A 9,430-nucleotide genomic window follows, 5' to 3' on the forward strand; every position below is an offset into this window, starting at 1 on the left:
TACGAACCTCGTGGCCTACCCGACCTCGGCGATGATCTGCCAGGCGTGGCCGTCCGGATCGGTGGCCACAGCAGTGAAACCCCAGTCCTGCTGAGCGGGTTCAGCGAGGACTTCACCGCCGGCGTCACGCATCCGGCCAACAACGTCACCGACCTCCTCGGCCGAGGCGGCGGACAGGCTCAGCAGGACCTCGCTGACTCCCGGCGGTGCGACGTCCCGGCTCCCGAGCACCCAGTCGAAGCCGCCGGTGGGAACGAGCATCAGCGATGTGCGTTGATCCAGTCGGAACTGCAGCGGCTCGGGTACGCCGTCCTCAGCAGGTTCGCCGAACGGCTCGAGGCCAAGCGTGTCCTGATAGAAGGCGTAGGAACGCTGGCGGTCAGCAATCGGCAGGCTGATGGTGAGTAGTCGAGACATCAGGTCTCCTTCAGCTGGTAGGTCAGATGTGTGGCGTGTGGGGTGACGGTGACATCGCCTTGGGTGAGCAGGATGCGTTCGTCGAGCAGGTCGAACAGGCGGGTTCCGCCACCCATGATGACAGGGGAGAGGTGGATCCTCAGCGTGTCGGCCAGAGCTTCAAACAGAGCCTGGTCTATGACCTCGGCTCCTCCCATGATGACGGTCTCGCTCTGCCCGGCGATTTCCTGGGCAGCGCTGACTGCCGCGGCCAGTCCAGCTGTCATAAAAGTGAATCCTGTCAGTCGAGGCGTTTCCGGTGCCTCATGAGTGACGACGAAAATCGGTGGCCGAGAGGGCGGCTTATGGTCGTAGGCATAGCCGACGTCGTCGTCCCAGCCGTTCGGACCATCGATGAAGTCGAAAGTTCTCCGCCCCATCACCACAGCCCCGGTCCCCTCTCCAGCGGATTCGAGGAAACGGCGATCCTCTGGAGAGTTGTGCGAGTTGAACACCCACTGCTGGATGGCTTCACCTCCCAAGCCTAATCCGTGCTCAAGATCAGGCTCGGGTCCAGTGACATAGCCGTCCAGGGACATCGAGATATCGGCGACGACGGTGCTCATGAGTCCTCTTTCCGAACGACGTCGTAAATCATCTTCTGCACACCGTTGCTGTAGACCTCGTGCTCGACCAGATCCAATTTTTCGGCGTCCTTGTCGGCCGTGCTGAACAGCCGCTTGCCGGCACCGAGCAGCAGCGGGAAGACCAGCAGGTGATAGCGGTCCACCAGTCCGGCATCGGCAAGGGCATGCCCGAGCGTGGCACTGCCGTGCACGCTGATCGGACCGCCGTTGGTCTCCCTGAGCCGAGCCACTTCCCCCACCGAGCGCAGGATGGTGATCTCACCCCAGTCTCTGACAAGATCATTCTCCTGGAGTGTGGTGGAGACGACGTACTTAGGCAGCGCGTTGTAGCCGGCGAACTCCGTGGTCATCGTCGGCCAGACCGGGGAGAAGGCCTCGTAGCTGCGACGGCCGATCAGCAGCGCCTCAGCCTCCTCCTGCTCGCGGCCCTTGATCTCGTAGGCGGACTCGTCGAAGGGGACGTCTTTGAACGTCCACCCCGCGTTGCGGTATCCCGGCTCCCCGCCGGGGGCCTCCATGACCCCGTCGAGGGAGACGAAGGCGGTGATGATGAGTGTGCGCATCTGCTTCCTATCAGTCTGGTTCGGCTGGAGATCTGGTAGCGGGTCGGGCGCCGATCAGACTGCGGCAAGGACCGCAGACTCCAGGCGGGCGTAGCTGGCTTCCATGCCGTCGGTCATGCCGGTGGCCAGGATGGCATCGCGCTGCTCTTTGGAGTCATAGGTGATGACCAGGGAAAGCAGTGTTCCGTCATCGACCGGTGTCAGGGTCTGTTCGTTGAGTGTGGCCGGACCCTCGACGTCCTCCATGGATTCGGTGGTCACCTCGCGATAGGGCGGTTGGGACTCCACGACCTCTCCGGTGAGGGCGAATCCGTTCTCGCCGTTCGCATCCGCCCAGGCATAGCGGTAGGTCTGCCCCGCGGCGTTGGCCACCTGGCAGTCGGTGAACTGCCAGCCCGCGGGGCCGAGCAGCCAGCGCTTGAGCTGCTCCGGATCGTGGTGGGCGTCCCAGACCTGCTGCACGCTGCCGCGGATGGTCCGGCTGATCCTGACCTGGGTGTCGCTGAGCAGCTGGGCCTCGGTGGCCCGAGCGGCGGCGAAAGACGTGAGATCGGCGAGCACGTCGTCGATCTGGCCCATAGCTGAGCGGAGCCCTTCCTCCATCCCCATGCCCAGCAACTGCTCCAGCTCCTCAAGAGAGTTGAAGTACGTGGTGGTGACCAGCCGGGACCCGCTCTCGGTCTCCTCGAAGCGGAAGATCATGCGCATGGTGGGCATTGCCGGATTCGGCTCACCGTTCTCATCGGCGAAACCGTCAGCGACCTCGAAGGACTTGCCCTCCTCCACGCTCAGGAACTCCCACCAGCCATGTGAGCGCTCACCCTCGGGGCCGGTCATGTAATAGCGCGAACGTCCACCGGGATGCACCTCGTGGCGGATGAACGTCGCCGGCCAGCCCTCAGGCCCCCAGAACTTCTCGATCTGCCGCGGATCGACATAGGCGTCCCAGAGCCTGCGGACGGGGACCGGAAAGTCTGCGACGATCGTCATCGTCAGGTTCTCAAGATCTTTGTCGACGGAGGTGATGGGCATGGCGAGCCTTTCGTGTGGTGGATGCGGGTCAGTTGTCGGCAAGCACGGCGTCGAGCCGGTCGATACGGCCCTGCCAGATCCGTTCGTAGGCGTTCAGAAGGGTCTGTGCTGTGCGGAGGGCCTCAGGGTTGCCTCGGATGCGGCGCTCGCGGCCTTTGCGGTGCTTGGTCACGAGCCCGGCTCCTTCCAGAACGGTGATGTGCTTCTGCACTGCTGCGAACGACATGTCGTAGCGGTGCGCCAGGTCTGAGATCGAGGCCTCTTCAGTGAGTGTGCGGCGGACGATGTCGCGGCGTGTGGCATCGGCGAGGGCTCGGAAGATCCGGTCCACCTCGTCGTTGCTGAGGTCCATCTGCGGAGCTTGATATACAACCATTTGGTTTCATATTAGGGTACGACGAAACCGCGGTCAATACTTGGGTGCCAGTGGCTCTCAGTCACCTGCCACGGGGAGTGTTAGGGACCCTGCTGAACGGGGAGTGGTGACGCTGCCGCAGGACTTACTGGGCGGGGGCGATGATCTGGATGAGGTTTCCGCAGGTGTCGTCGAACACCGCTGTCATCACAGCACCCATGTCAGTCGGCCTCTGGGTGAACTTCACGCCGAGGGAGCCCAGGCGGTGGTACTCGGCCTGGACGTTGTCCACCGAGAACTGGGCCACCGGTATCCCATCGGCCGCCAGCGCCTCCCGGAAGGGCGGCACCGCCGGATGGGCTGCAGGTTCAAGCAGCAGTTCCACGCCGTCTGGATCCTCGGGTGAGACGACGGTGATCCATCGGTGCTCACCGACTGGCTCGTCGACCTTGGTCACCAACCCGAGTGTTTCGGTATAGAACGTCAGTGCGGCTTCCTGGTTGTCAACGAAAACACTGGTGAGGGAGACTCGCATGACCTCAGACCGCCTGGTCGGGAAGATGCTTGGCCGCCCACAAGCGTCCCGGCTCCGGGTCTACGCCGAAGCGCTCGGCGTAGAGTTCGTGAATCTCTGCCCACGGCCGGTGTGCGCGCTCTTCAGAAAGTGGCCTGCCCGCGAGGTGAGGTTCGAGTCGGGACAGGTAGGTCTCCCAGCCGGTCGCGGTCTGCGCGGCAGGAAGGTCGTCGATGAGATGGGTGAAGACCAGCCGGCACCCGTCACCTTCCTCAGTCAGTTCAAAGCTCTGCGGCTGGCCGGCGAAGACCCAGGCCAGCCGATGCGGTGCATCAACCTGCGTGACCTCCACGGACATACCGCCGGCGTCGATGGTTTCGCCAGTGGCGGGTGTCCAGTCTGCGGCACCGGGAAAGAACTGCGCCAGCTCAGCGGGCACGCTGACTGCCTGCCATACTCGCTCGATGGGATAGTCGAGCCCCAGCTCGAAACGCAGTGCCGGCCGGCCGTCGATGCTCTGCAAAGTTCCATAGGCCCTTGGATCGGACATCGGGGTTCCTGCTTTCTTTCGATATGGCCAACGGTCGGTGATCTCGCGCAACGGGGCGGTGCTGATGGAGTGAAACTTGTACCGTCCCTCCTTCGCTGCGATCACCAGTCCGGCCGCCTCCAGTACCTCCAAGTGCTGGGAGACGGCCTGACGGGAGGAGGTGAGGCCGTGCCTCGACGCCAGGCGGCCGCACAGTTCAAACAGGGTCTGCCGGTCCCGCTCAAGGAGTTCGTCGAGGATGGTTCGCCGAGTCGCATCGGCCAGCGCCTTGTATACATCACCCACAGCTCGACGATAGGCAAGTGAATACTTGCATGTCAAGGGGAGGGGAGAGGCGCAGCTGGGAGGGCACGCACCCGCCCACCGGACGATTGGACCGATATATGCCTGTGATATGCATTACACCCACCCGCGGCTCGCTCGTGTTTATGACCCTTTGGGCCCGCGTCGCAGGACGCGGTAGTGGCGGGTGTGGGCCCCGCGCGGGCTCCTGCTGGGCGACTCGTCTGTCAGCTCCAGGCCGTAGGAACCGATGCTTCCGCTGAGCAGGGGTGTGCCGGCGCCCAGCAGAATCGGCACAGTCGAGATGATGACCTGATCCAATAGGTCAGCCGCCAAGCATTGGCGGGCGATATCGGCTCCGATGATATTGACCAGACCGTCTGCGCCTGCGGCACCTCGCGCCGTCGACACTGCCTCATCAAACGTATGGCGGACCAGCAGGTTGGCTGGAGGCGAGTCCACAGGACGATGCGTGAGCAGCACCTGCGGCCCCTCCCACTGACCCTCGAAGGCACCTTCCTTCTCAGGGTCGCCAGCATGGGGATCGTCACCGTCGAAGGTGGTGCGGCCGACCAGCAGTGCTGTGGTGCGCTGGCCGACCAGTTCAAAGATGGGGTTCGGCTCTTCGCCCAAGAACTCCAGCAGCCAGGACATATCACCTCCTCGCCCGGCGATATAGCCGTCCGCTGAGGCGGTCACGGAGTAGAGAAGCGTGGTCATGAGACAGTCTCCTCATCTGGCGACTCCGACGTATAGGTGAGCAGTACGTTGCCCGAGGGGAAGGTCGTGGTCGGCCCCGGGGTGAGATGCACCCGTGAGCTGAGTCCCTGGAACAGCCCGGTCCCGCTTCCCAATACCACCGGGCTGATCAGAATGCGCAGCTCATCCAGGAGCCCCTGCTCCAACAGCTGGGCGGCCAGTGTGGAGCTGCCGAAGACGGCGATATCGCCCTCGTACTGCTCGCGCAGCTTCGCCACCACAGCAGGCAGATCGGTGCCGTCGGCAGGCTCAGCCCCGCGCCAAGGCGGCAGCGTATTCGGTTGGCTGGTCACGACGGTTTTGGGCACCTCATGCATGAAGGCCGCGATCTCCGGATAGTGCTGGTGAGCCTCGGGAGAGGGCCAGAACTCCGCGAAATGATCGTAGGTGCGCCGCCCCAGCAGAAGGGTGCCGACGTGTGGAGACTGCCGGGCCTGGCGGGTCTTCCAGACGAAGAGCTCGGGATCGTCAGTGTTCCAGTCCAAGCGCTGCTCCGCGTCCTCCACGAAGCCGTCCAGGGAGCAGAAGATGAAGGCGAAGACCTGCGGCGATCGTGTGGTGCTGGTAGTGGTGATCATGTGGTTCAGTCCATCAGCGGGTGGATGGTGGTGGAGCCGTAGCTGAGGTGCGGCATGTGGGCTGCGACCTGCTCGGCGTCGTCGTCGGACTCCACTGCGACGGCATGTACTGCGAAGGTCACGTGCGTGCCGGAATTCGACTCCGCAGCCCCCAGGGTGGCGGTTGCGGTGTTCAGCGCCCATCCTTCGACCAGCTGTCCGGCCTTCCGCAGATCGGCATCAATCTGGGCCCAGACCTTCATCTCAGCGTCCAGCTCTGGTGTGCCCTCCTGTGGCCCGGTGCCGGGGGTGTAGCGGTGGACGAGAAGGTGGGTGGGGGTTGCCATGAAGTTCCTCCTATCAGTTATCCGATTGCACTCTGCAACTGGTAGAACCATCGCACCACAACTGGATGTAGAATGCAAGCAGTCAATGTCGGAGTTTTCGAAAGGAGCCCAGTGACTGAGCCGAATCAGCACCGCTCAGGCTGTCCCATCAACCTCTCCTTGGAAGTCCTGGGGGACAGCTGGTCGTTGATCATCATCCGCGACATCATGTTCGGCAATCGCAGGCACTACCGTCAGCTGCTGAATGAGTCGGAGGAGGGCATCGCCTCCAATATCCTCGGTGACCGGCTCAAAAGGCTCACCGCCAATGGACTGGTCACCAAGGCACCGGATCCCGCACATAAGCAGCGCCAGCTCTACAGCCTCACCGAGCAGGCCATCCAGCTGGTGCCGGTGCTGGTCCAGCTGGGCACCTGGGGGCGGAAGTTTCTGCCGGTCAGCCGGGAGCTGAGCATCCGGGCCAAGATCCTGGAGGAAGGCGGGCCGCAGCTGTGGGCAGACTTCATGGACGAGCTGCGCGTGATGCACCTCGGGGCACCGCCTCAGGGTGCGGGGTCGGTGCTTGACAGGCTGGAGTGGGCCTATCAGGATGCGGCGGCTGCCCAGGTGTGAGCCTCGGCGGTCAGCGTGATCAGCGCAGACTTGGCGATGCCGTCCCCCAGGAATCCCGAGAAGATCGCAAGTGGAGTCAATCTTGCGGGTCTTCTGCATCGGAGGTGCGGGCGCCTCTCATCGGAGAGAGTCCGATGACCAGTGCTGCTGCGGTGAATACGCTCACGATCGTCCACAGCGTCCAGTGATACCCGATCACTCCGGCCAATAGGCCGCCGAGCAGCGCGCCGATCACGGCGCAGGTGCGGTTGGCCGAACGCATGGTGGCATGCATCCGGCCCAGCAGATGCCGGGGAGTGACGGATTGGCAGTAGCCCATCTCATTGGGATCCTCAAACCCCATACAGAACCCGTAGAGCGACTGCGCCAGCCCCAGCATCACCAAGCCCCAGACCGGATCCTGCGGAGCCAGGGCCACCAGCGCCCAGGAGATCGGATAGAGCAGTCTGGCCAGAATGACAGCATTGCCCTCACCCAGGCGTCGGCCGATCTGCGGGGCAATCAGCGCGCCGAGCAGTCCCGAGATCCCAGCCAGTGCCAGCGTGACTCCATAAAGAAACGGGCTGACACCCAGATGCCGCAGTGCGAACAGCGCGAAGACGGTCACCGCCGCACTATTGGCCACGAACCAGATATGTGTGGAAACAGCCAGTGGTGTGAGTGTGCGATGCCGGTAGAGGAAGCCCATTCCCACGCGGATGTCCCGCCAGATGCTCGGTCGACCCGCATGCGATGGTGCAGCCTCTGAGAAGTCCGGTTCGGGGACTTTCATCCGAGCGTAGAGCAGTGCAGACAGCAGGTGTCCCAGGGCGCCGGCGCCCAGGCTTAGCGCAGCACCCAGCAGACTGACCAGCGCGCCACCAAGCGGCGGACCCGAGGTCTGAGCCACTGTCATCGACTGCCCCAGCCGCGCATTGGCCGGGACCAGTTCACTGCGTGCCACCAGGGCGGGAAGAGCGGACTGCTGAGCCGACGCAGTGAAGACACCGAAGACGCCGGCCAGAAACAGCACCACAGCCACCGCGGCCAGAGACAGGCTTCCGGCCCACCACAGGGAGGGAATCGCCGCCAGCACGACGCCGCTGCCCAGAGCGCTCAGGACCAGCACCGGCTTCTTCCGCCACCGGTCGACCAGGGCGCCAGCGATGAGCCCGACCAGAAGATAGGGCAGGAACTGCACCGCGCGGATGAGCCCGACCTCCGCCTCCGAGGCGCCGAGTTCATTGATCACCAGGGCATCCACCGCCACGGTGGTCATGGAGGCGGCAAAGAAGGTCAGCGTACTGCCCGACCAGAACTGTGCGAAGCCAGGACGGCGAAGCGGCTCCTGAGGGGATGGTGAGTCCCGTTCCTGCCGCATCGTGGGGTTGTACCTCACTTCCGCCCTGTGCCGTTGGCCCCAGCTTACTGCCAGAGGGACTGCAAGCGGAGCATGTGCCCGATGCGCTAAGGGAGGCCAGCAGGGCGGCACCGCTATGGGCTTTCAGGGTGGGGATAGTTCTTGCTCAGAAACAAGAACAAAGATGATCCAGGTTCGCTGAGCCGACACTGTGGTATTCGGTCCTCAGCTCATCAGCCTCGGCCATTCAGAAGCTGGCCTTCTGACCGCCTGAGCTGCTGGAGCTGTTCCCGCAGTGATGATCCCTTGACGTCTTCGGAGGTCGCTTCTCGGTAGTGAGCGCGAATGTCCTGTGGGTTTCGGCTTGGCATCAGGAGAGAGCGGCGTCGATCAGCAGGTCCAGCGTCTGATGGGCGGCATCACGGTGGTGTGCGCCGCTGCTCTCGACTATCCAGAGGGCGGCTTCGTTCATCGCTCCAGACAGCTGTGCCGTGGCTGCCTCCAGCAGGTGCCGCGGAGTCCCGGCGTTCTTGAGCGCCTCTCGCAGGTGAACCACGGAGTTCTCGGCATCCATCTGGCGCCACTGTGACCAGCCCAGGACAGCTGGTGCCTCTGCGAGAAGAATGCGTGCTGCGGACTCGGAGGTGATGGTCTCCAGAAAAGCGTGGCACCCCGCCCTGAGCTGAGCTACAGCGTCATGTCCTGCGGCTTCTGCCTCGGTGACCACTGTGTGGGCAACCTTGGCCTGTAGTTGTTCTGCCGTCGCACTGAAGAGGCCGAGCTTGCTGCCGTAATGGTGATATACCGCCCCACGAGTGACACCCGCCTGACGAGCGATGTGGTCAATCGAGACAGCGGCGAAGCCGTGGGTGGAGAACAGGTCGGAGGCCGCGGTCAAGATGTCCTTGGCAGTCTGGGCGGCAGCTGCGGCGCTGGCGCGAGGCATCAGCATCTTCCTTTACGTACACATAGTATGTATTCTTGGGTTGTTACATACACATCGTACGTAAAGGGATCCCATATGAACACTACTAGCTTCTACCCCGTCCTCATGTCTCGTGATGTGCCGGCAGCCGCGGCCTTCTACCGAGATCACCTTGGCTTTGACGCCACGTACGTCTCATCCTGGTACGTGAGTCTGCGGCTGGATGCCTTCGAACTGGCCATACTGGCCTATGACCATGAGACTGTTCCGGAACCCCGCCGCGCTCTCCCGCAGGGAGTCATACTGAATCTGGAAGTGGAGGACGTGGACGAGGTCCATCGCCGGCTCGTGACCGAGCGGGGGCTCCGGCCCGTGCTTTCACTGCGCAGCGAGGATTTCGGACAGCGGCACTTCATCCTTGAAGGCCCGGATAATGTGCTCATCGACGTGATTCAGCCCATTGAGCCCACTGCTGAGTACGCAGATGCTTACCTTGACGAGTAGCTCTGAGGTCAGCCTCAGCCTTCGGCGCCGCTGCCATGCGGAACTGCT

The 9,430-nt window shown here is 63.3% G+C and carries 14 protein-coding genes; 2 read left to right on the plus strand and 12 right to left on the minus strand.

Translation table 11 applies throughout. The features are described 5' to 3' along the window. Positions 1-15: 15 nt before the first annotated feature. From DVO78_RS11880 to DVO78_RS17585, 10 genes are all read right to left on the minus strand, one after another. On the minus strand, positions 16-417 hold the full coding sequence (locus tag DVO78_RS11880; RefSeq protein WP_120005109.1) for a VOC family protein: 402 nt from the start codon (positions 415-417) through the stop codon (positions 16-18). Next, positions 417-1,022 (minus strand): dihydrofolate reductase family protein, encoded by a 606-nt coding sequence (locus DVO78_RS11885; protein WP_120005110.1) that lies wholly within the window; start codon positions 1,020-1,022, stop codon positions 417-419. The genes DVO78_RS11880 and DVO78_RS11885 overlap by 1 nt, the downstream gene beginning before the upstream one ends. Further along, positions 1,019-1,606 carry a dihydrofolate reductase family protein gene (locus tag DVO78_RS11890; RefSeq protein WP_120005111.1) on the minus strand — a complete coding sequence of 196 codons (588 nt, stop codon included), beginning with the start codon at positions 1,604-1,606 and terminating at the stop codon, positions 1,019-1,021. Before DVO78_RS11890 ends, DVO78_RS11885 begins: the two co-directional genes overlap by 4 nt. A gap of 54 nt (positions 1,607-1,660) precedes the next feature. After that, a complete protein-coding gene (locus DVO78_RS11895; protein WP_120005112.1) occupies positions 1,661-2,638 on the minus strand; it encodes an SRPBCC family protein in 978 nt (325 codons plus the stop codon). 28 nt (positions 2,639-2,666) lie between these two features. Further along, positions 2,667-3,014, minus strand: a complete 348-nt coding sequence (locus tag DVO78_RS11900) for an ArsR/SmtB family transcription factor (protein ID WP_120005113.1) — start codon at positions 3,012-3,014, stop codon at positions 2,667-2,669. 124 nt (positions 3,015-3,138) lie between these two features. Continuing rightward, positions 3,139-3,528: a VOC family protein gene (locus tag DVO78_RS11905; protein ID WP_120005114.1), complete on the minus strand. Its 390-nt coding sequence runs from the start codon at positions 3,526-3,528 to the stop codon at positions 3,139-3,141. 4 nt (positions 3,529-3,532) lie between these two features. Next, positions 3,533-4,342 (minus strand): ArsR/SmtB family transcription factor, encoded by an 810-nt coding sequence (locus DVO78_RS17785; RefSeq protein WP_202912181.1) that lies wholly within the window; start codon positions 4,340-4,342, stop codon positions 3,533-3,535. 141 nt (positions 4,343-4,483) lie between these two features. Next, positions 4,484-5,059 (minus strand): dihydrofolate reductase family protein, encoded by a 576-nt coding sequence (locus tag DVO78_RS11920; protein WP_120005115.1) that lies wholly within the window; start codon positions 5,057-5,059, stop codon positions 4,484-4,486. After that, positions 5,056-5,676: a dihydrofolate reductase family protein gene (locus DVO78_RS11925; protein ID WP_157984017.1), complete on the minus strand. Its 621-nt coding sequence runs from the start codon at positions 5,674-5,676 to the stop codon at positions 5,056-5,058. Before DVO78_RS11925 ends, DVO78_RS11920 begins: the two co-directional genes overlap by 4 nt. A gap of 5 nt (positions 5,677-5,681) precedes the next feature. After that, positions 5,682-6,002, minus strand: a complete 321-nt coding sequence (locus DVO78_RS17585) for a hypothetical protein (protein ID WP_157984018.1) — start codon at positions 6,000-6,002, stop codon at positions 5,682-5,684. A gap of 111 nt (positions 6,003-6,113) precedes the next feature. Between DVO78_RS17585 and DVO78_RS11930 the strand changes: the two genes are divergently transcribed. Next, positions 6,114-6,614, plus strand: coding sequence for a winged helix-turn-helix transcriptional regulator (locus tag DVO78_RS11930; RefSeq protein WP_238385272.1), 501 nt, complete (start codon positions 6,114-6,116; stop codon positions 6,612-6,614). A gap of 76 nt (positions 6,615-6,690) precedes the next feature. On the opposite strand, the gene DVO78_RS11935 is transcribed toward DVO78_RS11930, so the two are convergent. After that, entirely contained in the window at positions 6,691-7,974 is a 1,284-nt protein-coding gene (locus DVO78_RS11935) for an MFS transporter (RefSeq protein ID WP_120005118.1), read from the minus strand. A 349-nt stretch (positions 7,975-8,323) separates the two neighbouring features. Beyond that, positions 8,324-8,899 (minus strand): TetR/AcrR family transcriptional regulator, encoded by a 576-nt coding sequence (locus DVO78_RS11940; protein ID WP_120005370.1) that lies wholly within the window; start codon positions 8,897-8,899, stop codon positions 8,324-8,326. A gap of 75 nt (positions 8,900-8,974) precedes the next feature. Here DVO78_RS11940 and DVO78_RS11945 point away from each other — a divergent pair, with 75 nt between their 5' ends. After that, positions 8,975-9,382 (plus strand): VOC family protein, encoded by a 408-nt coding sequence (locus DVO78_RS11945; RefSeq protein WP_120005119.1) that lies wholly within the window; start codon positions 8,975-8,977, stop codon positions 9,380-9,382. The last annotated feature ends 48 nt before the right edge of the window (positions 9,383-9,430 follow it).

Source organism: Nesterenkonia muleiensis, assembly GCF_003600155.1.
GTDB lineage: Bacteria > Actinomycetota > Actinomycetes > Actinomycetales > Micrococcaceae > Nesterenkonia > Nesterenkonia muleiensis.